This window comes from Alteromonas sp. KUL42, assembly GCF_006538325.1.
In the GTDB taxonomy this organism is placed as follows: Bacteria; Pseudomonadota; Gammaproteobacteria; order Enterobacterales; family Alteromonadaceae; genus Alteromonas.
Genome location: NZ_BJKK01000013.1, coordinates 61,407 through 85,867 on the forward strand (window position 1 = coordinate 61,407; position 24,461 = coordinate 85,867).

Genomic DNA, 24,461 nt, shown 5'->3' on the forward strand with positions numbered 1-24,461 from the left:
GAAAAAAAGTGGAGACTAAATTAAATGTGGCACGTAAACAAGAGATTCAGAATTTAGTGACATCACAAGTAACCTAGCAAGTCTTAATGATGAGCATATAGTTCAGTATACTCATCATTTAATTGAACCCTTTTTAAGAAACTAATGTCCCGTTATTCACATTGATAGTACCTGTTCCTGCCTTCGCAGCTGCTGATCCATAGTCGTAGTGATTGTGTGCGTTTACCACTGAGTTTTCCGCAGCGTGAATACCAGCGACCGAACAACCAAATGATTTCGTATTAAAGAGGTTGAGACGGTGGCTACTAAAAGGACTCGCAACAGCAAAACCATGCTGGCAATCTCGAACAATAACATTGTGGCAATTTACAATGCAGCCGGTGCCATCGTCAGAAACAGCATTAACTACCGCAATGCCGCCTTGCTCTGGAACATCCCAACCACAAGATCTTACCTCTAGGTTATAGTATGATTCTTCAGCACCGCCAGCTGGTGCGCAGCCAGTTGAACCATTGAATTCCATCAGTCCACCGTCAACGCGTCCACGGCCTCGTTCGTGTAGTGAGCGGCCATCATCCCAAGCCCACGCTGAATAGGGTTCATAAGAAGAAGAGAAGTAATCGATTGACGCGAAACCATCTTGGCGCCCAGGTGTATCACCATAGGTTCCGTGACCGTTCCAGTTGTCATTTGATGAACCTACAACCGAGCAATATCTGTCTATCAAATTCACCTTATCAACGGATAAGCCATCGATGGGTGAGCCGATCACATTAACGCCTTCAATCTGAGATTTGCCCATGTTGTCAAACTTGAGCCCCATGAATTCGTAAGTAAGCCCCTCGATGCCAACATTGTTGCGTCTTGAGCCGTTACTTAAACCATAACCTTTGGGCACATATATGGTCATTGATAATGGGTCGACACCCGGTACAGAATTTACGTACAAGACTTTAGCGGTCGCATCGTAATACCATGATGGTTGCGTTGCACTTTCGAGCTCGTTCACTGTAGTAGGCCCAGCAAACAACGGGAAGTGAGGTAATCTATGTGATCTTCCATGGTGGGCTGGATGTCTATCGCCTAATTGTATTTCAGAGTAAGGCAGCCCAAAACAGAATACAAAGCCTTTTGGATTGTTTGCATCGTACATACCAGGTTGAGTTTGACAAGAGGCGCTGTATACGTTCGTCAGACCACCTACTGCATTAAAGCCAGTTATGGGATCACCGCCACGAACCTTTGGCATTGTGCCGGGCTTTGCAATGATATCAACCCCCATGAAATTATCACCATCAAGGGTAAGCTCTGCGGCCGTATAAACTCCATCATTAACAATGATTGTGGATGCACCCTCGCCTACTGCTTGGCTGGCAGTCATACCGCCAGGCGTAATTTCAATTCGCTTGCCCAGCTTTAATATAGTTGGTGCGTATGGCGTGAACTTTTTCGCGCTAGATGATATCCATGGACGTCCAACTTTCATATCACCAGAACTACCAGAAGCAACCCACATAGACATAGTTTTACATGTTGGCGCGATGGGTAAATCGAAAATATTCATTGTTTGTGGGTTAGCGCTTTCTACCGCTCCGGGTATATCCCATTCATATCGGTAATCACCGTTACCGTCAGAAAGATCACGGATTTCCGTGCCGCCTTCATCAAACTGCCGGAAAAGCACGCGACCAGAAACTATAGAAGTCGCATATAATGTAAATCCTCCATTGAATGAATTGCCTTTTATGAGACTTCTATCCCAACGCATAAAATCAGAAGCAGAAGCACTAGCACTACATACAAGCAATGGAGTTCCATCAGACGCAGTTTCAATTGTGTGCTGACTTCCTTTATCTGGAAATTCCCAAGGGTTTAAAATATTCGTATGCAGTGAGTCTATTTGAGTCACCGTATTGTTACTTATCTTGTCTCCTATTGTCTCAAGCTGTTCATCGCCAAGGCCTCCTTGAGGTTTATAGGCAGCATTTGGACCAGCACCTAAATATAACTCGCGGAAGTACACATCCCTCTGTTCACTTCCTTCTCCATTAATAAAGTCAAAGAATATTCGAATTTCATCACAGTTTTGGTTAAGAGGAATATTTGCGAACTTCAGCCTAAATTGCCTATCTATCCCTTCATTGCCCATAGAGTATTCTTGCCGAGCTGATGTTATCTCTGCGCCTTCGTTGATTTGCTGAAGAAGAATACGACTTCTATCGTTTCCATTTGCATATGTATAGAATAGAAAAAGGACCGACATTGAGATTCTTTCTGAAGAAAAAAGCTCAGGGTGGTTTGATTTATTTATAGCCAAATACTTCCCACCAACCTGACCGGCATTGATTGATAATTTGTAAGCATCAATGTTGTTATAGGAAGACTTAGATAAAGCCAAAGAGCCTGTGAATGATGAAGCACCTTCAATGGAGTTGATACTTCGAGATATAATATTTTTTTGTATTGATGAGGAAGCTAAAGCACTTTCAACATCTGATATTTTTTCCGACACAAAATGAGCGTTAGCTACCTGATTGAATGAGTTAGGTCCGGCAAGTTCGCATTCACTCTCACCAGTGAATTTACTATCATGAAGTACTTTTCTAGGGTTAACTCCTCTAAAAATAATTCGAAACTCTGAATTGTTCGTTACCCGTACAAAATAAAATCTGTTCTGTACAAAGTCACCTGGTAGCAACGGATCACCATCATAATCGGTAATTGGTAAATTTCCTAAATTGTTAATGTTTAGAGTTACTGGACCAGTATTAGTGGATTCTGCAGCAATCATGAACATATCACCCGTAGCGTAATTCGTGTACGGTGCAAAAGTTGTAGCTACTATTGAGTTTGTACCGGTTACATTTCTTAGTTGTGTAGTCGGTGTTTTTAACAATTCATGCACAAATTCAGTTGAGGCTGGAACCTGTGATTTTTCGTTCAAAGGTGTATTAGGTATTGTGTAACCACTAACAATTTGAAATCTGTCTGCCGAACCAGATACTCTTATCACATAAAATCGACCCGCCCGTAGATCTCCAGCTGAACACAAGGCCCCGTCGATGTGCCTAAAAGGTAATGGCGATAACCCCCCTATTGATAGAGTAGGGTTTGCCCCTGAATTTGTTTGAGTTGGGACAAATAAATATATCTGGTTATTTGCGTATTGGCTATGATAATTGGGAGCATCGCATGTATATGCGTTTGACCCCGAAATATTCATGAGCTGGATGATAGGTTGGTTTTTTGCCGCCAGAACTGCGGGTGCCCCAACATCACTGTTAGCTAAATCGTTGATCACCTTGTGAAGGGTTTTAATTGAGCCACCGAGGCGAGTATTTACAGAGCTCGAAGTTGAGTTAACAACATTTTCAATCGTTTCAAGATCTGTTTGTGCATTTTCCAATGCCTCTCTATTTATTAATATCATTTCTTATTCTCTAGTAACTATTAAAAACGATTTCAATTTCTTGGGGGGTTAGTGCACGGCTGTATATTTGTGGATCATAAATCTGGCCGTCGAACGTATTTGAGCCTGATCCACCAAAGGCACCGACTAGATAATCAAGTGTTAAGTCGCGTTGCTGAACGCCTACCAATGAAGCCAATTCAACGCCATTAAGAAAAATTTTTACAGTTCCTGTAGCCGCGTCGTACGTGGCGCAAACGAAGTTCCAAACATCAACGCCACCGTTGTAGGGTGTTCTCAAGAAGTTACCTTCGGTTGTGGGCCACCCATGGCTAACTTCAAGCCAGTTGCCAGCCAAACGAAACGCTTCAGCTGCACCACTGCCAGTATCAGAACAGATTATGCCCTGTGAACCAGTTACTTTTTGCGTATTTATCCATGCGGTTTTGGTGTAACTTGCTGGCAATCTGTTCGCGTCAACTTCCAGCCAGGCAGTTGATCCATTGAAGTTCAGGCAATGTCCAAAGGTTGCATCATTTATAATAACAAGTGGCCCAATGGGAGTAACTGGCTCGCTGGCACTACCGTTTGTGGCAAGTGAAGCTAAATTTGTGACGGGAATATCAAGAGAAAAATGTAGCGCATCATTAAGATAATATTTGTGTTCGTAGTTAATCGCGGTTAAGCGGCTAGTGAAATTATCGTTATTGCTTTTTTCAGTGAGTAAGAACGCTAGTTCGCGTGACGAATCATCGGCAACAATTTGATAAAGCGCGCTGGCGTAGTGGCTTCTATCAAGTGAAAGTGCCTGTTTGGGTGCGCGTGAAAGTAGCACATGATAGTTACTCGTGGTCGATTCACTGACAGGCATTGATTCAACGGTGCCATCTGTGTGCTGCAAAAATATCGTATAGCTTTTTTCCACCTCAAAAACTACCGATTGAGATAGCTCTAGCTCGAGTCCGTTTTGCGAATACACTTCACCGTCTTGCGTGCCTGTTCTAGTGTTGTCAGCAACAAGAATACGGTTACTCAAAACAAGAATGTCTGCTTCCTGCGTAGCTTCAAATTCGACAGCGATGTTTTGGTGCTGAATTTTATTCCACGCGCGCCATGCGTGGAAATAGGCTTGCTGATAGCTGCGAATGCCAGCGGTTTCAATTTTTTTAGGATTGATTACAGTCGCGCCCTTTGGCAGGCGGATTGTGTGTACCGCGTCATCGAGCGGATCAACATATTCTAGTTCTACTCCGTCATTCGTGCTCTGGTTGCCAAAGCGAACGGTACGGGTTTCTGAACCTGGTAATTTATTTCTATGATTGAAAAGCAGTAAAGAGTCTGTGGTAAGTCTCTCAAATGTAAGTTTTATGACGCTTCCTCGCCGATAAGCACGGCAAAAAATTGAGCTTGCCACCATCGCAATAGTTTCTTCGAAGCTAAGATTGTCACTATCAAAAGTATAGTTAAACTCTATTGCTTTCTCAGTGCCGAAGTAGTCTTCGACTTCTTTTACGGTGTTCTTGATGTTTTCAATGTCGATTTGATTTGTACTTATATTGCCAATGCGGTTGTCTAAACAAAGAGAAAGAATGATATCGTCCGCACGATTACTCGTTGACAGGACTGAGCTAGGTGCATTATTTATGATAGTTGTGATTTTGCGTGTAGCTAATAGGTTAAGCTTGCGCTCTTTAATAGCCAAGGCGCCGTTAGTTGCATAAGTAAGAGACTGTAACGTAGTTACATCACCGAAGTTATCATCTTGAATCCGTGCCATGGCATATACATCGCGCCATTTCACTTCATCTACGACATTACCCTCAAAGTCTAAGTCACTTGGTGTTCTACGCCATGCGCGGACGCGACAACGACCTGAGAAATTAGGTCGAACTTTAAGTGTTTTTGCTCTTGTTGATTTTGTTAAATCTGAACCATCGATGATTATATCGTGTATTTCTGCTATGCCAATCGCATTGCCGAACTCATCAACCTCCTGAACAGTTACTGCAACTTCTACATCAAATGGTATTTGCTTTTTACCATCGTCTTTATAAAGCCCATTAAGAGCAACAAAGTTAAAGTAAATATCCGTTATGTTGGGATCATTCAAAATGAACCATCCCACTATCTTATTTCCAGTTGTAACTATTTTGGGACTAATATATCCAGTTTCTTCATTATCGTAAGTGGTGAGATTATCCCAGTCGGGGTTTACCGCCGATGGGTTATCGAGAAAAATAGCACCCTCACTTACATTTACAACAATATAAGTTCCATCTAAATTTACGTTTTGCTGCTCAGGGTCAACAGTAATATCAACATTTTTAAAGGGGGTTTGGTTGCTCGGAAAATTTCCGTCAATAAGATTCCAATTTGAGTTTACTAATTCTGGGTTTTGAAGAAACATTCCCGTTTCATCGCTTCCTGTTACAGTATAAGTACCAGAAAGATCGATTATTTGAGGTTCCACTCCATCATTGTAAACAAAGATTGCACGGTCAATTCTAACTGTACTACCTGAATCGGCAATCGAACCAATTGTCTCATATGCAACAAACGAACTAAAAAACTAACCGACCGAGTAAACTGGCCCTCACTTGAACCTGTAGGAGGCGCATTGAAAATAGCATTACTAATTTGAATAGAGTCTCCAGCTTCAAACTTTGTTGTAAAGTCTATTTCACTTGAAGGGTTAGCAACAATTTGCCCAAGAGAGGTAAATTTAATATCGTTATTTCCGTTTAAGCTATTACTGTTAGGAGCACGCAGTACTTGCCCATTAACGGCATTATTTCTTTTTGCGGCGAAGATTGGTTCATTGATAGCATTTCCAACAATAAGCTGTGGAGAATGCCCAGAGTTTGGTGATGTGAACGGTTTATATATTTGTACAGATGCTCCAGGTATATCTAGTATTCTCGTTGTGTCGTCTTTTACTTCATTATCGGGTATCTCATACTCCCCTCTTCCTACAGACATATAAGCGTGTTCAACTTCCAGATGATTCTCAAACACTTTATATGCCGGTGCAATCATATCAGGGGTAGATCGAACCGTACCGAATATATCAGCTACACGTGCATTTATACGCTCGCGGTTTGAACGTGAAGATAGTTCATTGTTTGGACTAGTTTGCTGATTATTCTTTAGCGCTGGGTTTGGCACATCCATAGTGAACGCAACCACGGCTGATACCACGGCCACCACTGCAAAAATTACAGTAATTGGATCACCTGGATAGATAACGATATAGATATGACCGTCCAGCGTATTTAATCGAGCAATGTCTTTAACTGTTCGTGGCGTGATATCGTTATTTTCTGATATCTGCTCGTGATAAATTCGCCCCGTAGAAGGAAACTGACTAAACTTGCTTGCTAGAAAAGCATTCACATCATCAACTTTCTTCACCTCCCATGTCGCTTTGTCAAAAACGTTTTCAATAAATGTTATTTTTACAGACATTGGTAATACGTAACCTTTTCAAATCCACGCGCGGCAAGGCTTGGTTCAACGTTTTCGACGCCAAGCTCTGTGATATGTATGATTTTATTTTTGTAGTAAACGCCCAAATGAGGGCTAGTTTTTTGTCTTTGCATCAATGCTAGGCAGGGAGACTGCGGCGCTTCGAGTTTCTTGAATGAACGGCGTAAACTCATGCTTGCTTTGCGGTCATTTGATGGCCGCATGAAAAGCGTTAGCGCCTGTTCAATGTTATTACCCGTCAGTGCCTGCCAAACTTCAACTGTAAAATGCACACAGTTGTAGTTGGCCGGCGAATAGTTTCGGCCTAGAAATTTATCAAGCATTACAGGAACGCACGCAACATCGGGAACCTGTCTATTTGATAGGATTCACCTGTCTTATTGATGTTCAGCGAAGGGGCTTTTGCTTCAAAAGATGCACCATCACGATTAAAGTTAAAAGTGGTGATTTCCAACTGAATTGGACCAAATAACGGCTTGGTTAAATCGTCGCTACGATATGTACGATAAATTACTGTTGGCTTTGTAGCATAAGATTTTTCACTTGCTACCGCATCTAGCTCAATTGGTAACACTTCACCAAGGTCCCCCAAATCAACTCTTAAGCCATAGTCGAGGTTATCACGAGTACCAATACTGGTTATTTTAAGTGGGTAGTAATCAAACGTTTGGTTTTGGCTGTTCTCAAGCGTGACCGTTGTACCGTTTGTAGAGTTTCGTACTAAATAATACGTTTTTGTAAAGCTAGGATGAGCTATCTCAAGTGTTTCCAACTGAACAATGCTGGAAGGTGAATTAAGGTAAAAATCAGAATATTCAGACATTTTCAGAGAATTCTATCAACGTATTGTTAGCAAAATGCTCTATAATTGATATTGTACTACTAGTATCAGAACCAAACGCATTGAAGATCATTACAAGCGCTTCATCGATATCTTCTTCGGGTTTCTTTTGCTTAACTTCCAGTGTGGCACTGCACTTAAACATTCCCCCTTCAATTCCATCCAAACGTAACGATTCTGGCATAAAGAAAGCTTCGTACTCCGAGACGTCGGCATAGTTAATTATCAAGTCTACCAAAAAAGAAACTGAGCCTGATTTCGTTGTAGTTCGATAGAATGCACGTAAGTAAGCATATTCATTTGCATCCAGTAACCATGACGCTGTAACTTTGTTACTCGCACCAATGATGTCTTTACGATAACGGCCAAGACCACCGTCTAATTCAATGCGATGAGTCTCGTTTCCATCTTCAATGCTGTAAGCGCTTTGCAGTGGCGATAACACAAGCTTATCCATTGCGCTTCCTTTGTGTTAGCGTGTTTCTATTCAGCGAGCTGCTTACACGGCTATTTGGATTAGCGAGATCTCCAGCTATAACCTTTGGTGCATCTCTTCGAACTGTTTGCTGAGCAACTTCTAATGCAATGATTTTCACATCGGTAGCACTTAATCTCTCTACATGAAATTGTGCAGGCACTCTATTTTCTATGTGAACGTTAAGATTTGGCATAGCTGTTTTATAGTTTTGTTGAGCAGCGCTGTTTATCATGCCTTTAGACTCATGATGATTTGAAATCTTGCCGCTAACATTTGGCGTAAAAACCTCGTAACCTCTCTCACCAACAAGGTAACTTTGCCCAGCAACTACATTGCCGCCATGCTCCCGAGCTCCCGATAACCCCATCAGGTTGGAGGCACGAATTGCACCATAGGCGATGACTGCACCAGCTGCTGCAACACCTAAAGCTGGACCAACTACGGGAATTACAGAAAGTGAACGATAGGCAGACATTGCGGCCGCTTCGGTGTCGGCTTTGATTTGAAATAGTGCTTTACGTTTTTCTTCATCTACAAGCGCACCGCCTATGCTCATTACTGCCTGAGCATACTGGCCTTGCTTCCCTTCCATGCCATCGAAATAACTACTCATCTGGTTGAATAAACCTTGATAGCTTTCTTGCAGCGCATTGTTTTTGTTCGTTTCAATTTCTTGAATACGATCATTGTGCTGCTGCTCTGCTTGCTCTTTAGCGAGGCGATACTCAGCTTCAAGTTCGGCAGTTACCGCGTTCTTTTGTCGAAGCAGCTCAAACTCTGCTTCCATCGCTTGAACTTGGCGAGTGTAACGTCGGTTTTCTAACTCTCTATCGCGTTCCTCTGCGATTAACTTCTCTTCGTAAATTTGGTCATAGCGTTCGCGCGCGGCATCGATAAGTTGTTGTGTGGCTTTTTGGTCTTCGCTAGACTTTGCGCCTTCTTCAGAGTCAGACGTAACCAAGTCGTTTAGGTTGGTTTTAGAGCCCTTCTTAACTTGTTTTTGCGCTTCAATTTCAACTTTTTCAACAACATCATTCATCCATCTTTCAATGCGTTCAGATGGCATTTCTTGAAGAAGTAAGTTTTGCGTCTCTTCTCGCGCTTTGTCTGTCATCGCGCTAAATTCGTCAGAGAAGTTTTGCATTCTGGCAAGACCAGAACTGTCTATCCCCATCAAATCTAGCAGTGGCTTGGATGTTTGAGCAATCCAGTTAACGTTTTTAACCCACATGCTGCCGATTTCATAAAGCCCCTGCTTTATGAGTTTGAACACCGCGTGAAGCCCATGCGCCGTATCAGCAACGAAACCAAACCCTTTTGCAACTGACTTCAGTACTTTTTGTGCTACTACACCGAATCCGCCAGCTTCTTTTGCGTTGTTTACGAACATGTCACTGATGGCACCAATGAACGGTGCCGTTTCAGTCGCCAGTACTTGCCCAAAGCTCTGTGTGGTTTTCTTTGCTCGGTCAAACGCATCATTTGCCATTTCGACTTTTGCCGCGTCGAAAAGGCTGAATGTGATACCAAGCTGTTCAGCTTCAACCATGTAATCACGGATGCCTTTGGCACCTTGATCCATAAGGTTGATTAGTTCAGCACCCGACTTACCAAACAAAGACTGCGCGATATAAACCTTTTCTGATTGGTTTTCTACGTCTTTTAAACGATCAGAAATAAGCTTGAATTGTTCTTCAGGCGCTAAGTCTTTTATATCCTCAATAGCAAGACCAAGACCCTCAAGCGCATAACGCGCCTCGCCTGTTCCAGTTGATGCAACTTGACCAAGCCCTTGCTGCATGCGTTTTAGCGACTTATTGAGCGCTTCACTGCTCACGCCTGACTGATTGGCGCCGTGTTGCAGACCACTCAATGCTTCAGTGGTCATGCCTAGCGCTTTAGCCGTTTTCGCCTGCTGGTCGATAAACTCAGCGTTCTTAGCACTTATCCGTGCAAGCGCAGCCACAGCAACGAGACCAAACGCACCCATGGCCTTGGCAGCACCGCCTGCCATTTGGCGTGTCTTAACGGCCCATGACTTAGTATTTTTGTTGGCTTTTTTAAGCTCAGCGTTAAGCTTCGCGCTGCGGCCAACTAAGTCAATTGTTAATGTCGCTAATGTTGCCATGATTTACCTTTTCGCCACGGACACTCACGCAGAAAGCTTTCCACTTGCTGGCGCTCTTCTGCTCGCTTTATATCTTTATGTTTGGTTCTATCGAACGTGATATCCATCGAGATGCATTTATTAACAAATCGAAGTTCCAGTTCTGTAGGGGTTAAGTGATTGTCTAACTCTTGAAGGGTGCAACCAAAGCTATCTGCTAAGCTGCAGAGCGCTGCTAGCTCTGGTCGCTTCGTGAGTTTTTTTCAGTTTGTTCCAAGGTGTCAGTATCGAGCTGTGTGAAGAAGAGGCCCGTTGCGTGTAAATTGGTGATTTGTGTTTGATCAAGAAGCTCATATAATTTTTGAGATTCTTCATCGTTGTACTCACCAAACAGCATGAAGTAAGTATTGTTCAGGATGAGATTTTCTAACTTATCAATATCTACATCATTGGAAGCAATCATCTTCTGCGCTTCAATTTCACGATTGAGTGGCAAGCGGTGAAGTTCAATTTCACCTATGCCCGTTACATTAAAGGTTTTCTTGGTGCGCGGTAACGCACCAGCCATTATTTGTTCTGCAGTAATCATGCTTCAACCACGGTGTCAAAACTAATCGACTGAAGTTTTCCAATGCATGCAAACATGCTTTTCTCACCTGATGAGGCATAGTGATCGTGAGGTAAGAACAGCGCACTAACTACATCGCCTGACGAATACGTCAATTCAATATTGATAGGCGTTTTCGCTTTAACCATATCTGTGAAAGTCTTCTGATCTGCGACACCAGGTGTTGACCAAAGAACCAATTCAAAATCTTGGTCTTCAGGTAACGTTTTCTTACGATATTTTCGGTTGGATGTTTCATCCGCAGGAGTAACATCATCAAACTGATCGCCTGAATTTACTTGTGGAAACGAATCAGGTGGAATGTTAGGTAATAGTGTATCAACCGCCCCTGCACCTGCTGCGCAGAACCGAAGAGTATTACCGGCTGGGTCGATTGGAGCTGTTGCTTTAGTAATTGCGACCATTTTTAAACCTCATTGTATTTGATGTTGTAGTCAAGTGCTTCGCGATAAAGTACCGATGCACCTTTTTTCTCGGATGTAGGGACGCGGCTTTCACGCATACACACTTGAATATGTAAATTGTTAATGGAAAACGATTGCTGCTGTAAGGATGCGTCTATAGCTTTACGCATGTCGCGAACTATGGTTTTGTTTTTTGCATAGCAGTCTATTTGAATCCGCGCGCTGCTCTGGCCTTTTTTGTTGGATGAATCAAACTCGTCTTCATCGTCGACTACGCTGATCATCACGTATTTATCGTTATGATTGTTTACTTCGTCAGTATCGATGCGCGTGCTTGTAATTTTTTTAAGCTCAGAGTCAGCACGGAGCCGTGCTTTTACTGCATCTTCAATCATTTTTCGGCTCTCTTTTTCGCAATTCGTTTTTGCGCCAGCATGATCTTTTTCTTCAACTGGGCTTTTGCTCGCGCAACTGCTGCAGTAGTCTTTGACTTGAACGCGTTACGAATATCGGGGTTTGCCTGTTGGCGTGAAGTTCCGAACTCATACTGGACAATGTAGGGTACTTTAAATACACCAACCTTTACGCGCGCAACCTCGTTTTTCCCAAAGCGTTTGTTAGTGCCGCCTTTTCTATTAGTGCTAGCCTTGCGCTTGATTCGCGATTTTAAGAAGCCAGGGCGTATTTCTACGCGATTGCCAGACTTAGTTTTAACTGTTCGTGCGTACTTGGAAACATTAACATTTTCTTTTATATGCTCTTCGTACTCTTTTGCACCTTCGTTAAGTGCAGAGGTGAATATACCTGTTGCCTTTTTAGCACCTATTTCTTTCGCTAAATCAGTCAAAGCAGCTTCCATTTGCTTTAGACCTGAAATATCAATGCCTGCCGTGTCCATACTAAGAAGGTATTTGCACTTGAGTGAGTGCGTGGCCATACGTCATGAATACAGCCCTTGCATTTTCATCAGACGTGATTTCACGATGCTTAAACATGTGAGCAACTAACAACTTGGTTAGTCGTTTCACAATTCGGCCTTTATGAGGTGTTTCAAGTGAAATTGCATACTCAGGTGCGCTACCGTCCAAGATAGCAGCGTCCAGATCTGCTTGAGTCTCATATACTTGACGATTTATTTCTGATGCAACAATGGCCGTAGCATCTTCAATAAAATCATTCAGTTCGCCTGAATCAAACTCCTCGTCTGTATCGACATCAGAGGCGTCAACTCCAAGCTGTCGCTGCGCCTCTTCAAGAGTAATAAAATTAAAACTAGGCATGTGCGTTAGCTTTTCTTCTCAGCACTCTTATATTCGGAAGGTACTACTGCAATTTTATCCTTGATCAGCTTTTCAGCCTGCTCAGTAGGAAAGCCAGCAGTTTCACCAGTGTTGTAGCGGTCGAAGCGCTTAAGGAACGTAACCGCTTTCACGTCTTTTTTCGACTTAACTTGCTGTTTTTTATCGTCAGTAGCGTTGTTTTGGTCAGCCATTTTTTTGATCCTAATTCAAAGAAAAATTCTACGCCCCCATATGGAGGCGCTGGTTAAGAGCGAAGCATTAGTTGAGGCCGATGCCCCATTTAACCCCAGTGATAATTGCTGCAGCAGTGTCATGTCGCAATAACATGTCGTGCTCTGTGATGATTCTCAAGACGGTTTGATCGCGAGAGAAGGCCGACACTAATTCAGCACCGTCTTTGTACGTTGCATCAGTAGATACAGCGATGTTCACATTGTACGTATCACCGATGATGACCTGGCTAAAATCAACAAATGAAATTTCTGATTCGTCACCACCTACACCGAGGTTTTCTGGCAGCTGGTTAGTGAATTCAACCTTGTACATTTTAAGCATGCCGCGTTCCATTTCAGGGTATGCTTTGTTACCGTTTCCATCCCGTAGGCCAGCAATGTACGTAAATACGCTGGGAGACATGATCCAACCACAATCAAGCATTGGTGCATTCGATAACCGCAGCTTCAGAATTGCAGCATCAAGCTTACCGTCGACTTCTGCGAGAGTTGCGGAGCTCGTTATTGCAGATGAATCAATAATGTTTCCAGCAGCGGCCTGATGGCGAATACCAGTCGGAGAATCACCCGTACCGTCCGAACGGAGCAGGGCCAAGTCTTTTGTCAGACCAACCGTTTCAACAAGATCGTCACGCACAAAATTCACCGCAGACATAGATGACTGTCTAAGTAAGTCGTTTGAAATGGGAGTTAACGCGGTCAACTTTTTAGCGCTTAGCTTAGACTGCCCCACTGACGCGCCACTTGCATTTGTATCGGCACCTTCTGCACCGTACCCGGCATTTGCACGTCCGGTTTTTCGTGTCATCGTCATATTTCCACTTGGCATTGGAATATGGCGCGCACCCATTCTTTCGATTACGGTGCGTGGCTTTAACATTTCGATGAAGTCTGAGGAATGCTGCTCTTGAACAAGGTAACCTGCTTGCGCTGGCGTAGCAGTATCAAGAGAGGCAGCCATCTGAGGGTCTGCGAAATTGCTTTCAATGTACTCAGGTACACTAACTGCGGTATTGTGTGTGCTAGCTACAGCCATCGCTACCATAGCCATTTTCTGACCAGGCTTGTACTCTTTATCGTTGCCGTTTCCAGCATAGACATGCACTGCGCTCGACGATACCGGCTTTGCATGAGATGCAGCCATCGATTGTGCTTTTTCAGCTCGTTGAATTTGGGCCGTTAGGTTATTGAAATCAGTTTCTAATGCATCGAACTTTTCAATTTCCTCAGCGCTTAAGCTTTGACCTTCTTCAAGCTCAGCTTCTTTGTCTGCCAATGCTTGGATCTGGTCTTTCACCCCAGCACGCTTTGCTAGTAGCTCTTTAAGTTTCATACTATTGTTCTCCTACCTCGTGCGAGGTACTTTGGTTAGTGAGTTTTATTGCGGTGGCTCGTCTAGCGATTCGACGAGAATTAGTTGGTTTAGAAGGGCGGTTGCGTTCTAAAACAGTGCTCAAGGCGCTGTTTATTGAAGTAACATGATCAATTAATTTCAAAGATAATGCGCTTTCAGCGGTGTAAGTCTTGGCTTGTGTCTCGATTACTGCGTTAACACTTATGCCTCTATTACGGGCCACAGTGTTAACAAACAACGAATAAGAACTATCAATACGCTCTTGAATGTGCGCATGCGCGGCTTCGCTTAAAGGCTCATCTGGATTGCCATCAGCCTTGTGAGTACCAGCCTTGATATAGGTAACCTTTCTTCCTTGCTGTTCGTTATGAACTGAGTTGTCGACATGTGCGGTAATAACACCAATTGAACCAACGCCAGCAGTGCGAGGCGCAAATATTTCTGACGCTGAAGATGCTAATAAAAAGGCCGCTGAATAAGCGGCCTCGTTTACAAATGCTGTTATTGGTTTGATACTTCGACTTTCGTAAATCTTATCTGCGAGATCGAAGGCACCTGAAACCTGCCCCCCGTGACTGTCAATGTCCAATACAATCTCTGTGACCGAAGGATTGTTTAAAGCCTTATCTAACTGAGACTCAATTTCTTGATATGACGTTAAGCCAGACATCGCGTTCAAGCCGATGGATTTATGGGTGATAGAGCCATTAATTGGAATGACCGCAATAGCTCCATTTTGGCTTTCAATTTTACTGGGCGTTGACATCGAGCTTGCAGTACTAATTCCTTCTAACTCAATGTTAGCGCGATCGGCCATGGCAACTAATATCGCGTTTAATTTGGGCTGTGAAAGCATCAGTGGCTCATTGAGTAACATCGTTTCGATAAGGCTATTCTTCATTTTTGTCTCCACTTAAGCTCATATTTTTAGGCAACCTGTACTCACCACCTCGCCCATCGGGACGAATATTCATATTTTCCTTCTGCCTAACTTCATCGGGGCTCATGATTCCGCTATCAATAGCTTTTCCATATCCGTTCATTCTGGTTTCAAAATCTGTCTGAATCAGCGAATCAAAGTTAAATTCGAAGTAGAAGTCTTCTTTCTCATCTTCAAACAACAGTTTGTCTGCTAAACATTCAGCCCACATAACAGTATGTGGTTGGATACAATTACCAGCATGACTCTGCCCTTGGTGCTCAATGTTAGAGAACGTGGCTTTTTCCATCAGGCCAACGAGGTGCGGCGCCACTCTGAGTGCGCCACATATTTGATAAGCGGTAAAACTGCGGCTTTCCAGAAACTGTGACTCTACGTGATTCAGTTTCATCACTTCGGCTTTCATACCTTCAGCTAGTACTGCCACCGATTGGGTATTAGCAGCACCATTGTATTGCTCATCCCACTTTTTCTTTATTTCAGTTTTGGCTTCTGGTGAAAGCGTCTTCGGGTGCTCAAGGATAACGCCAGGGCGCGCACCATTGCCAAAATAGGCAGCGGCGTGCTCTGTGCTCGCAATATCTAACCCAAGAGTTTCTGCAATTTGGTAAACCAGATTTACCCCCATGATGCCGTCATAGGACATACCACGTAAATGCAAAACATTTTCTGCAGGGGCGATACCTTTTTCTTTTCCTAGGTCGTAAAACAACTCACCTTCACTGGTCTTGAGCACCGTAACCTTATCGGGATGCTGGGGAATAAGTGCTGTCGGGTTACCATTGTTATCGTGTTGAATCACTGCGTATGCATTACCTCGCATACAAACATGTAGCTGCATCATCAGCTTGAACTGGAAAGCGGTTTGGAATGGATTGGGTTTCCGTCGAAGCAACTTAAATAGACCGTGACTGCGCGCTTTAGACCTTGAACCATCTTCTAGTCGCTCAAACAAATCTAAAGGCAACTTTGCTAGGTCTTCTGAAATGACTTTCACGCACGAAAAGAAGGTAATACTGTTGAGCGCTTTATCTGGTGTAATTTTAATGCCGGCTCTTGAAGAGGAAGTACCACCAAAGATATTCGTAAACCAAGACTCAGGGTTATCAACTGAAGATCTTAAAGGGTGACCACTGCCAGACAGTACGTCAAAAATTGCCATTATTGCTCACCATTTTGGTTAATTCGTTTGGCGTTTAAGAAGGAGAACGCCATCAATAAAACCCCACCTGTAGCGAATGCCAACCATGGCGCTAGTGTATAGAGACCAAAACAAAGCAGGCCGGTGCCAGTCAAACCTATTAAATCATTCATAATATTAGAGGCCGAAATTCGAATCTTCATAAGCGCTTGGGGTCTCTCCACCATTGATTAATGCACGGTTCATGGCTGTGAATAACGCTGTCGCACCATCAATTTTATTGTGCTTTTTCTCGCCAGCTTTACGCGGAAAAATATTGTCGTTTCTGTCTGGTGCCACTTCGACGTTACCCATCATCCAATTCATAACCGGGTTACCATCGTGGGTTATCGCTTTGTCATGGATCATGGCTTCCAGCTTTTTCATAACGTCAGAAAAGTTTCGCACAGTCTGACCAATATGCATGACCTCTACGCCTTCCTCGTCAAGGTTCCCTGTCATTTCTCGGGTATTCCAAGGGTCCATGCAGAGCTCTTTGCAGTTTTCTTGCGCACCGTAATTCATTAGCACTGGCTGCAATATAGAGTTGCGCATTTGTGCGCCTGGCGTAATGTTGATAAAACCTTTATCACCCCATTGCTGAACCCGATTCTTTAGACGCTCAGGTAAGTAGCCAAGGCCAATTTCAGGGAAATAGAATTCAGTTTTGATATAGAGGTGTTTAGGCTCTTGAATGGTAACCATCTGGGTAGCCCCGTTTCGTTCCACGGGTACCTCGACCGTTTCAAACTCTACATACAGCCGAATGATTGCAGTTATATCTTGCTCTGGCGCATAGTCATAGCCTACCCACATGGGTAGGCTATCAATATTTTCAGGAAATTCACCAGCCAGCGCCTTCCATTCTTTCCCATCCAGCCAAGCGCCTGCTACGTCTGACCAAACATTTAAATGCTTAACGAGAAAATTCAGCTTTGCCAGCAATCCTATTTGCGCTTCTTTAGCCTGAGAACGCATATCTCTGATCTTTTTAGAGCGACCGAGATTGGGGTTTGCCTTTGGCCATGTCGACTCATCGAACGGGTCGTCATCCTCATCAAGCGTAAATATAATGCCAAAATACGTGTCGTCTTCGTATTCATCGTCAGGGTCTAAAATGCGGATTATTAACTGGCGCTGCTCAAAACAAATGCCGTCTTTGCTGAAGCCTGCTGTTGTGATGGCCAGCGTCAACGGATTAAGCCGTGCGCCAGTTCCTGTGATCAATACATCCCACAAATCTCTGAATTTATGAGCGTGTAATTCATCAACTATATTGCAATGGCTATTCAGACCATCGAGCGAGTCTGCATCGCGAGACAACGGCTTGAACACACTATTGGTTGACTCAATTTCCATGTGAGTCTTGTGCACTTTTATCTCAGAAAGCAAAGGCGACTTCTTCACCATCGCGGCCGCTGCGTCAAAGACTATCTTTGCTTGGTCTTTTTTAGTCGCAGCTGCGTAAACTTCTGCGCCACCTTCCCCGTCAGCACCGAGCATGTATAGACCAATACCAGAGCTTAATGTGGACTTGTTATTCTTACGGGCGACTTCATCGTATGCTCTGGTGAAGCGCCGAGTGTATCTGCTTTCGTCCTCATCCCATTTGTACCAACCGAAGATGTTGATAATGATGAATGCTTCATGTAGCGCTAAGACTATCGGCTGACCAGACAACTCCCCTTTAACATGCGTGCAAAAGCTTGGAAAGAACGCCAACGCTGTAGCTGCTTTCTCGGGTATAAAAAGCAAACCACGTTCTTTGCCATTCACCATGTCGTTATAAAAACGCATGCATGACCATTTGACATATTTGCAGGCTATTTCTGACCCATCAATTACATTCAGCGCCCAGTTAATGGCATCTTGAACAGTCGGGTTTAAATCAATAGCTCGCTCTAGCTGCTCTCGAAAAACCTTGTCCATGTTTAATTGATTGGTTTTTCAGGACTCGACGCAGCGTTCATAGGCATCGAGAGTAAGTCCAACTGGGCGCTTGACTCTATCTTCTTGCCAAAGATTTCTAGTAGCAATTCATTAGAGTCTGTTTGGGAATTAATATTAGCAATTGCTGCCCTAGCACGTGGGTTCGCACCAATCTTATCTAAGAGTGAATCATAGCGCGCTTCGCTCTTTTTCACCGCGTCAAATAATGGGTTAAGTTTACGCAGTGTCTGCCCATTAGTACCGACAGTTTTATAAGTGACACCCTGGGCCTTTAGGTCTTTACGCATCGTTTTTAGCGCTGCGAATTCGTCAGCAATTTCGCGCAACGTGAAAGAATCTTGTGCGCCTAGAATATTGAGATCAGCAAAAACCTCTCTCAACTTTTCGTAAAACTTGTTTGCTGTAGTGCAAGTCAACTCTTTGTAATCCAGCAGTTCGCCGGTTGCGTCGACTTCTTCAACTGCTCGGCTTTTTCTATGAGTGCCGAGCGCTTTTTTTTCTGACTCAGATTTTCTCGGACGTCCCATGATTTTGTTTCTCTATTGAATTTAACTTCTGAAAAAAAAGGTTTGGAGTTTTGGCATTTCTAAAAATTTACCTGGGGCGGCGGTACTTTGAAAAAAGGCTGTAGAGATTTAACCACCCCCTACCTACACCTTTCCGTGGCTGTTTTACTTTTGTGGTGCTCGTCGCATAGCGACTGAAGGTTACTCATGTCATCGGTACCGTTGCGTGACTTGGGAATGATATGGTCAACCGTAGTTGCTGGTACATCCATACCTTGCTGACTACACAAGCAACAGAGATAATCATCACGCACTAAGACTTTCTGTCTCAGTTCTTCCCAGTCAGAACCATAACCACGCTCGTGTCGATTACCATTGTCTCGTTCTACCCTGAACCAACCAGAAGATACTTTGTGCTTAGCACAGTAACCTTGATACTCCTTTCTTCCCTTGCCTTTACAGCCGGGGCTTCTACAAGGACTGAACATAACTTACTCAGTGTCCCTATCAGCTGACCAGTCTCTCAACTTCTGTTTATCAAAATTGCACGTGTTCAGTGACTGATAAAGCTTTCCGATTAACAACACCATGTCTTCGTTCGTTTGAACGTCTATTGTAGGCAGCAAACAATCCTGCATCAGCTGGCGAGGAGGTAATACTTTTTGAACCTTTATAACTGGTATTGTTCTGGTCTGTATCTCTGGCGTTGTTGAGCAACCCAATGACAGCAACAGGAACAGGCTCATTAGCCCAACGTTTAACTTGTTCATCGGCCTGCTCCAGCTTATCGAGATTAGTTTCAAAGTCGCTTAATTGCTCACGCAGTGTTGTAATAACCCTGAGTCGTTGAGCTGCCAGCTCTTCGCGTGTTTCGATTTCAGTTAGCGCTACTTGAGTGGCGTTATTTGCTTGGTGAATACCAATCTTGAGTGAGACTATCTCTGCGCGCTTATCAATCAGCTGCTGCTCCTTAGCATCAATATCTACCTGTTGAAGTTCGATTTGCTCGTTGAGCGATGATACATACCAGTACAAAGCACCAATGCTCAATACAACCAACACTAACTTAGTTACCCGTGCTGACCATAAGCCAGTGAAACCTTTTAATATGGTTAACATAATCAATTGTTTCCTTACTGTGGTAACCAGTGATAAGAGGTAAACAAACAACAATAGGCTCATAATAAACCGCACCGTTGCACCTCTTCTGTGATTTAAGAATATTGCCAAACCCAGCATTGTAGGACGCCAATGCAAGCTTGTACCGTTCTGGCTGAGGGCGTGGACTACTCCACCCTTTGTTTAACTGTGACATGTAAAGCGCTGCAGCTCGTATCGAATGAACCGCTAACCAAGGGCTTTCTAAATCAGGATATTTTGTTTTCATATCACGCCAGGTGTTAGGCATGAATTGACATAAGCCCTGTGCCCCAGCTGGTGAAACCGCTAATGGTTGTAGTCGACTCTCTTGATAGCACTGCGCTTTTAGCAATCGCCAATCAGTACCAAGCGGTAAATGAATGGCTGCGCTTCTGAATTCTTTGTCGTATTTATCAGGAAAGAGCGAGGCCGACCAACAGGCAAACGGCAACAAAACGCAAGCCGTAGTAAACAGCCTTAGGCATATCATCCGCATCGTTTATCCACTCACTGAAAGGGTGAACACCAATTATCTTATCAAACCACATGAGACCGAAGCGAACGCCAACCAAAGCAAAAAGCGCTACGGTTAACTTAAAGACTAGCTCGATCACTACTGCTTCGAATCCAAACATTTTTAACACCGTTTGTTATTTAGGCGTATCCAGCTTAGTTTCTAGCTTTGCCAACGCTTTAACTAAACTGGGTAACGAATGATTGAGACCAGCCATGACAGGCTGCAGTTGTTCTAATTGAGACTCGACACGGGCCATACGGTCGTTAATGCTATCGAGCCTTAAACTGATATGATCTTCTAAGTCGTCTTTGCGCATGTAGTGCGATTTGACATCTTCTCTGAAGTTAGAAGATTTTTCTTTTTCAGCATTGTGCTGATTCCACAAACTACTCAAACTGGTTCTGATACTGTTCAGAATGAAACCGCCTACGGTAGCAACCAGCAAGCAAAAAGAAATTAACACCGTAAGCCATTCTGCAGACATCGTTACCCTATCCATTCCATTGCAAACGAATTCAGGCTATTGGTACAAAGTTTCATAAGCCACCATTAAAAAAGCCCTTCCGATGGAAGGGCAAAGTTGGGATAGACAGTTACCGATTTACAGGCATAAAAAAACGGCGACCTTGCTGGTCGCCTTCACATTGATACAGTTTTACTAACATATCAATATGGGGCATATTACCCCCCGTAAAACTTAAAATCAAGCACTTTTTTTAAAAAAACGTTCAAATTGGTATTCGCATGCAATGAGCGAATCTCTGTCGAGCCTGTGGCATATACGCTTGAGGTGTTTAAAGCGTGAACTCCAATTATTTTCCCAATTCTTGATTGTTATGTTGTTCAATTTTGCAATGTCGACCTGTGTATATTCCCTAGCTACCCCTTTAATTTCAAGCATGGTATCGCCTATAGCATAGGGAATAATTTGCTTGATCTTACTCACCGTTCTTTCCTGTGTTTTCGTTGCTTGGCTTACGTACTGAGCAAGCAACCAAATATTGAGAAACGCCGCTGACGGCTGATGATTGACGCTAGCATAAACTAATTTTAACCAAATTTTATATTCGTGGACTGGTACTTGATTAACCGCGTCTTTGTATCGGCTACCGCCATCGGTTGGGGTAAAAACGTTAATTTCCTTATTTTTTCGGCTTCGTGTCTCAGTAGCGCTAACTACCCGTTTTTGCGTGCTAGACCAGTCGTATTGGTACTGTCCTTCACGCGCATTTTCACAAACCGCTGCTATGGTTGAAGGTATGATCAGCCTAGACTCATAACAGCTCATTAAGCGTTTCCTGATATTGCTTACATCCATGGTCACGCTACCTTATCGTCTGGTGTGCTTATGTGCGCTTGGCGTTTCTTCGAAAAAGCTATACCAAGCTCTCTAATTTTTTGACTAACTAAGTCATCACCAAGCATAGGCTTGCCGTTCTTAGCTACGTAACTGTCGATAACAGGCTTCTTCGGTGTAGAGTACTCAAGCGCTTTTTTCGCTTCAGGCAAGTCGCCTGTCATTGCTCTGCTCACCCAGTACTCATACTCGCCTTTGAACAGTTCCATGAAGTCAGCGTCTCGCATTTGATAAACACGATGACCAACACGTTCGTCTACCAGCTCTACCGCGCGATGGCTAAATTCAAAGTCTTTACCTTTGAATCTTCCGCGTCTGGCGATCACTTCATCGTAAGCTTCACGCAGTGAGGGTATCCCAAGTTCCTCAGGTGTAGGCTTACAAAGCTTCGCAAACTCTGTAGGCCGTGGGCGATATTGCTGCTTACACGCCTTTGCAATACCCGATTGAATTTGTCGACTACTAGAAACGCCCTCGTCAACCATCTGCTTAGCGTACTCACGAATGGCCCATTGCTGCATATCCAGTTCTGGGTACTTGTTCACGAATTCAGGCCAGTACTCCATCAACACTGGTTTCAGGTTTGTTAGGCAAAACTGATAGACAGTTTCAAGTCTGGTCGTTAGCGAAGTCGAATGCTTCGACCCCTTCGCCTCGTTGCGCTCGTTCGTAACAGTCTCGCCATGCGGTTGCGGTTGCATTGCGATACCCACTTTGTTGACTAGATTGCTGGTTGAGTGCATGACTGCCCCCTTTGACTTGGTTGTGCTTGATGGTTGCGCAATAACGCATCCAGTACTTTCGATGTGTGGCGATATGGCGATAGGTGTTTCCCGTATCGCTTAACTTCCACTTATTGAAAATCGCTTGTAGTTCATCCGCAGGAACTGAAAGACCAACCTGTTTGGCCAATCCTACCCAGTCGTTACAGAAGTTCAAATTCTCGCGCGCGCACGCGTTATCCTCTTCTTCTAGATCGGGTATAACGGGTATGTGTTGTTCCTCAGATTTTTGGAATTTTAAAATATTTCCGCTGTAGCGCTTGTGTGGTGTGGGTTGTGGCGTTTTTTTATTGCGTGTTGTTCCCGTGTTGCTCTCGTGTTGTTCCTCATTTGAACCTGATAAATCTGTTGAGGCTAAAGAGCAGTGATAACAGGCTGCTTTTTGTTCTTTTATGGAGCCTTTTTCAACCAATTCTATTAGGTTTGCTCGCTCTAATTGTCGAACTGCTGTTCGTATTTTCTCGGTGGTTGGCTTGGGCTCAATTGTATTCGAGCCACGAGGTGGTAAGTGCAGCATTTCCTCTTTCATTGAGCGTAATGAAACGTGCACTAGGCCATCACTATACCCCATATTCTTGCGGAAGCAACGTATGTAAAGCGTAACCGCGAACGGTGGCAAGCTGTTATCACTCAGCGCTTCAAATTCTCGTGTGTTCATTCTGTAAACCTCATACTCATAGCCAAGGCGTCTCGTCTGTGATTTCTAAGCCAGAGTTACATTCAAATTTGTAAAGAGCGACTGCGAGCAATTCGAGTAACCCGACCAAATCACACTCAGCAGTGAGTTTACCTGCGCTGGTTGGGGTGCGAGGTACTCGAATGCAGATATTCAGAAGGCCATTGCCACTGGTAGTAAGAGCCTTGATGATGAAATTGCGAGAAGGCTCAGAAAGTCTTTTAAAAGCATCTGATTCAATAAACGTTTCAACACTCTTAACCAAGCCGTCCACGCAAGAAAAATCAATGGCTAAAGCTAAACTAGCAATTTTGGGTGTTGATTGAGTGCTATTTTTGGACTTATTCACTGCATGCCCTCGCCCAGCTTGGTTATGGCTTCCAGCTGCAGCAGGTCGTCTGCTATTTCAACCAGCTTACTAGATATGGTTGGGTCCATGAATCTGGCTAACGCATTTAGTGTTTCTCGCTTAATACCAAGGTCTTGCGGTTTACGTCTAATTGCGATGAACAATGCTTCTAAGCTTTTAATGGATGTGTGTACCGGGTCTTCCTGCTTTTGATCTTTGTCTTTGGCGGTTCGTGCTGCGCTGATGTCTTTCACTTTGTCATTCAGTGAAGCGATGGTACCACCAACAGGTTCAAAGTATGAGGCAGCTTTACCCTTGGCAGTCAACGACCACGTTTTATCATCTGGGTCTTTCTGGATATAGCCCTGACCACTCAATCTGCCTAGTGCGGCCGATAATGGTGGTAATTCCACGACACCAATTGCTTCAGCAAGTGCGTCGCGGCTATAAGTGTTATTAGGCTTAAAACAATTCAGTAAATCAGTGTCAGTAAACATTACTGGTCCTCAGCGGCGGTGATCAGAATTAAGTCTTCAGGCGCCAAATGAATGCGCCCGTTCAAGTCGTCATCAACGTGAATGATGCGTTCAAAAACGATGGCTACTTTTCCGTAGCTTTTACCATCAAGAATGGTGGGTTCAGTTAATGTGCGCGCGCCTGGTATTGGCCGAACAGCATCGCCCACTTTAAAGACCTTCTTTCGGCTTGATGGTAATCCCATGTATTTCATCATGCGTCCCTGTTTGCTCATCGCATCACCACTAGATGCGCTGATGTAACTTTACTCACCGCGGTTACCTCTGGTAGATTGAGCAGAATTCGA

Annotated in this window: 29 protein-coding genes; all 29 read right to left on the reverse strand. The window is 43.8% G+C overall.

Annotated elements, in window-relative coordinates; genetic code table 11:
- Positions 1-133: 133 nt before the first annotated feature.
- Positions 134-3,430 carry a hypothetical protein gene (locus EYR97_RS16005; protein ID WP_131094671.1) on the reverse strand — a complete coding sequence of 1,099 codons (3,297 nt, stop codon included), beginning with the start codon at positions 3,428-3,430 and terminating at the stop codon, positions 134-136.
- Positions 3,431-3,440: 10 nt separating this feature from the next.
- Complete coding sequence (locus EYR97_RS16010) at positions 3,441-5,879, reverse strand: LamG domain-containing protein (RefSeq protein ID WP_131094672.1); 2,439 nt, start codon at positions 5,877-5,879, stop codon at positions 3,441-3,443.
- Entirely contained in the window at positions 5,864-6,874 is a 1,011-nt protein-coding gene (locus EYR97_RS16015) for a hypothetical protein (RefSeq protein ID WP_131094673.1), read from the reverse strand. The genes EYR97_RS16010 and EYR97_RS16015 overlap by 16 nt, the downstream gene beginning before the upstream one ends.
- The gene (locus EYR97_RS16020; protein WP_131094674.1) at positions 6,865-7,218 is read right to left on the reverse strand and encodes a hypothetical protein; all 354 of its coding nucleotides are present in this window, start codon (positions 7,216-7,218) and stop codon (positions 6,865-6,867) included. Before EYR97_RS16020 ends, EYR97_RS16015 begins: the two co-directional genes overlap by 10 nt.
- Positions 7,218-7,718 carry a DUF1833 family protein gene (locus EYR97_RS16025; RefSeq protein WP_131094675.1) on the reverse strand — a complete coding sequence of 167 codons (501 nt, stop codon included), beginning with the start codon at positions 7,716-7,718 and terminating at the stop codon, positions 7,218-7,220. The genes EYR97_RS16020 and EYR97_RS16025 overlap by 1 nt, the downstream gene beginning before the upstream one ends.
- Positions 7,711-8,193 carry a hypothetical protein gene (locus tag EYR97_RS16030; protein WP_131094676.1) on the reverse strand — a complete coding sequence of 161 codons (483 nt, stop codon included), beginning with the start codon at positions 8,191-8,193 and terminating at the stop codon, positions 7,711-7,713. The genes EYR97_RS16025 and EYR97_RS16030 overlap by 8 nt, the downstream gene beginning before the upstream one ends.
- Positions 8,186-10,342, reverse strand: a complete 2,157-nt coding sequence (locus EYR97_RS16035) for a hypothetical protein (protein ID WP_131094677.1) — start codon at positions 10,340-10,342, stop codon at positions 8,186-8,188. Before EYR97_RS16035 ends, EYR97_RS16030 begins: the two co-directional genes overlap by 8 nt.
- 214 nt (positions 10,343-10,556) lie before the next feature.
- The gene (locus tag EYR97_RS16040) at positions 10,557-10,910 is read right to left on the reverse strand and encodes a hypothetical protein (protein ID WP_131094678.1); all 354 of its coding nucleotides are present in this window, start codon (positions 10,908-10,910) and stop codon (positions 10,557-10,559) included.
- Positions 10,907-11,353, reverse strand: coding sequence for a hypothetical protein (locus EYR97_RS16045; RefSeq protein WP_131094679.1), 447 nt, complete (start codon positions 11,351-11,353; stop codon positions 10,907-10,909). The genes EYR97_RS16040 and EYR97_RS16045 overlap by 4 nt, the downstream gene beginning before the upstream one ends.
- Before the next feature lie 2 nt (positions 11,354-11,355).
- A complete protein-coding gene (locus EYR97_RS16050; RefSeq protein ID WP_131094680.1) occupies positions 11,356-11,748 on the reverse strand; it encodes a DUF3168 domain-containing protein in 393 nt (130 codons plus the stop codon).
- Complete coding sequence (locus tag EYR97_RS16055) at positions 11,745-12,251, reverse strand: hypothetical protein (RefSeq protein WP_131094681.1); 507 nt, start codon at positions 12,249-12,251, stop codon at positions 11,745-11,747. Before EYR97_RS16055 ends, EYR97_RS16050 begins: the two co-directional genes overlap by 4 nt.
- 1 nt (position 12,252) lies before the next feature.
- Positions 12,253-12,633, reverse strand: a complete 381-nt coding sequence (locus EYR97_RS16060) for a head-tail connector protein (protein ID WP_131094682.1) — start codon at positions 12,631-12,633, stop codon at positions 12,253-12,255.
- 5 nt (positions 12,634-12,638) lie between these two features.
- Positions 12,639-12,845 carry a hypothetical protein gene (locus EYR97_RS16065; protein ID WP_131094683.1) on the reverse strand — a complete coding sequence of 69 codons (207 nt, stop codon included), beginning with the start codon at positions 12,843-12,845 and terminating at the stop codon, positions 12,639-12,641.
- Between the two features lie 67 nt (positions 12,846-12,912).
- A complete protein-coding gene (locus EYR97_RS16070) occupies positions 12,913-14,220 on the reverse strand; it encodes a phage major capsid protein (RefSeq protein WP_131094684.1) in 1,308 nt (435 codons plus the stop codon).
- A 1-nt stretch (position 14,221) separates the two neighbouring features.
- Entirely contained in the window at positions 14,222-15,142 is a 921-nt protein-coding gene (locus EYR97_RS16075) for a S49 family peptidase (RefSeq protein WP_131094685.1), read from the reverse strand.
- On the reverse strand, positions 15,132-16,343 hold the full coding sequence (locus EYR97_RS16080) for a phage portal protein (protein ID WP_131094686.1): 1,212 nt from the start codon (positions 16,341-16,343) through the stop codon (positions 15,132-15,134). The genes EYR97_RS16075 and EYR97_RS16080 overlap by 11 nt, the downstream gene beginning before the upstream one ends.
- A 156-nt stretch (positions 16,344-16,499) precedes the next feature.
- Complete coding sequence (locus EYR97_RS16085) at positions 16,500-18,290, reverse strand: terminase large subunit (protein ID WP_131094687.1); 1,791 nt, start codon at positions 18,288-18,290, stop codon at positions 16,500-16,502.
- A 2-nt stretch (positions 18,291-18,292) separates the two neighbouring features.
- Positions 18,293-18,838 carry a P27 family phage terminase small subunit gene (locus EYR97_RS16090; protein ID WP_131094688.1) on the reverse strand — a complete coding sequence of 182 codons (546 nt, stop codon included), beginning with the start codon at positions 18,836-18,838 and terminating at the stop codon, positions 18,293-18,295.
- 119 nt (positions 18,839-18,957) lie between these two features.
- Positions 18,958-19,305 (reverse strand): HNH endonuclease, encoded by a 348-nt coding sequence (locus tag EYR97_RS16095; RefSeq protein ID WP_131094689.1) that lies wholly within the window; start codon positions 19,303-19,305, stop codon positions 18,958-18,960.
- Between the two features lie 49 nt (positions 19,306-19,354).
- The gene (locus EYR97_RS16100) at positions 19,355-19,936 is read right to left on the reverse strand and encodes a hypothetical protein (RefSeq protein WP_131094690.1); all 582 of its coding nucleotides are present in this window, start codon (positions 19,934-19,936) and stop codon (positions 19,355-19,357) included.
- Complete coding sequence (locus tag EYR97_RS16105; protein WP_207308065.1) at positions 19,884-20,411, reverse strand: transglycosylase SLT domain-containing protein; 528 nt, start codon at positions 20,409-20,411, stop codon at positions 19,884-19,886. Before EYR97_RS16105 ends, EYR97_RS16100 begins: the two co-directional genes overlap by 53 nt.
- Positions 20,371-20,592 carry a hypothetical protein gene (locus EYR97_RS21935; protein ID WP_165478070.1) on the reverse strand — a complete coding sequence of 74 codons (222 nt, stop codon included), beginning with the start codon at positions 20,590-20,592 and terminating at the stop codon, positions 20,371-20,373. Before EYR97_RS21935 ends, EYR97_RS16105 begins: the two co-directional genes overlap by 41 nt.
- A 15-nt stretch (positions 20,593-20,607) precedes the next feature.
- Positions 20,608-20,958 carry a hypothetical protein gene (locus EYR97_RS16110; RefSeq protein ID WP_131094691.1) on the reverse strand — a complete coding sequence of 117 codons (351 nt, stop codon included), beginning with the start codon at positions 20,956-20,958 and terminating at the stop codon, positions 20,608-20,610.
- A gap of 219 nt (positions 20,959-21,177) precedes the next feature.
- Entirely contained in the window at positions 21,178-21,762 is a 585-nt protein-coding gene (locus EYR97_RS16115; protein ID WP_165478071.1) for a bacteriophage antitermination protein Q, read from the reverse strand.
- 32 nt (positions 21,763-21,794) lie between these two features.
- Complete coding sequence (locus EYR97_RS16120; protein ID WP_131094693.1) at positions 21,795-22,532, reverse strand: replication protein P; 738 nt, start codon at positions 22,530-22,532, stop codon at positions 21,795-21,797.
- Positions 22,441-23,271, reverse strand: coding sequence for a hypothetical protein (locus tag EYR97_RS16125; protein WP_131094694.1), 831 nt, complete (start codon positions 23,269-23,271; stop codon positions 22,441-22,443). Before EYR97_RS16125 ends, EYR97_RS16120 begins: the two co-directional genes overlap by 92 nt.
- A gap of 16 nt (positions 23,272-23,287) precedes the next feature.
- Positions 23,288-23,638: a hypothetical protein gene (locus EYR97_RS16130; protein ID WP_131094695.1), complete on the reverse strand. Its 351-nt coding sequence runs from the start codon at positions 23,636-23,638 to the stop codon at positions 23,288-23,290.
- On the reverse strand, positions 23,635-24,135 hold the full coding sequence (locus EYR97_RS16135) for a hypothetical protein (RefSeq protein ID WP_131094696.1): 501 nt from the start codon (positions 24,133-24,135) through the stop codon (positions 23,635-23,637). The genes EYR97_RS16130 and EYR97_RS16135 overlap by 4 nt, the downstream gene beginning before the upstream one ends.
- Positions 24,135-24,389: a hypothetical protein gene (locus EYR97_RS16140; RefSeq protein WP_131094697.1), complete on the reverse strand. Its 255-nt coding sequence runs from the start codon at positions 24,387-24,389 to the stop codon at positions 24,135-24,137. The genes EYR97_RS16135 and EYR97_RS16140 overlap by 1 nt, the downstream gene beginning before the upstream one ends.
- Between the last annotated feature and the right edge of the window lie 72 nt (positions 24,390-24,461).